The sequence below is a fragment of the Pseudonocardia adelaidensis genome (assembly GCF_039543345.1).
Lineage (GTDB): Bacteria > Actinomycetota > Actinomycetes > Mycobacteriales > Pseudonocardiaceae > Pseudonocardia > Pseudonocardia adelaidensis.
Genome location: NZ_BAABJO010000085.1, coordinates 1 through 1,009 on the forward strand (window position 1 = coordinate 1; position 1,009 = coordinate 1,009).

Annotated in this window: 1 protein-coding gene; it reads right to left on the reverse strand. The window is 70.6% G+C overall.

The features are described from left to right. Nucleotides 1–1,009 (reverse strand): NAD(P)-dependent alcohol dehydrogenase (locus ABEA81_RS42305; protein ID WP_345613703.1); only part of this gene is annotated, 1,009 nt, incomplete at both ends.

Genomic DNA, 1,009 nt, shown 5'->3' on the forward strand with positions numbered 1-1,009 from the left:
CGGCCGCGCACGCGGCCGGCGTCGAGGTCGTGCAGCGCGTCCAGCGCCGCATCCAGCGGGTACTGCTTGGTGTGCAGGGTGACCTTCCCGGCCTGGGCGAGCACCATCAGCTCGGCCAGATCGGCATAGGTGCCCACGATGTTGCCGATCACGTTCTTCTCGTTCGCCACGAAATCCAGCGTCGGCGCGGAGAACTGCCCGCCGTACCCGATCACGTACTGGTAGCCGTCCGGGGCCACCATCTGCCACGCCTGGTTCTCCGCGCCCTGCTCGGCCACGAAGTCGAACACCACCGTGGCACCCGCACCCCCGGTCAGGTCGCGCACGGCGTCCACGTGCGAGCCGTCGGCCACCACCGTCTCGTCCGCCCCGATCTGTTTCGCCAGCTCCAGCGCGTCCGGGTTGCGGTCCACCACCACGATCCGGGTCGCGGTCAGCGCGGCCAGGCACTGGATCCCGATGTGCCCCAACCCGCCCGCGCCCTGCACCACCGCCGTCGTCCCCGGCCACAACACCGGCACCGCCTTGCGCACCGCGTGGTAGGCGGTGATCCCGGCATCGGCCAACGCCGCCACATCCGCCGGGTTGGTCGCCGGGTCCAGCTTCACGCAGGCCCGCGCGGTGGTGCGCAGGAACTCCGCCATCCCCCCGTCGTCGTCGCTCAGGCCGGGGAAGAACGCGTTCACGCAGTGCATGTCGTTGCCCCGCCGGCACGGCAGGCACAACCCGCACGAGGGCTGCGGGTGCAAGATCACCGTGTCCCCCACCGCCACGTTGGTCACCCCGTCACCCACCGCGTGCACCCAGCCGGCGTTCTCGTGCCCGATCACATAGGGCAGCTGCGGGCTCATCGCCGCCGCCCACTGCCCCTCCAGGATGTGCAGATCGGTGCGGCACACCCCGGCCCCACCGACCTTCACGATCACATCGAGCGGCCCCTGGATCCGCGGCTCCTCGATGTCGTCGATCTTCGGATCCGTGTGGTAGTCGTGCACCCGTACGGCCTTCA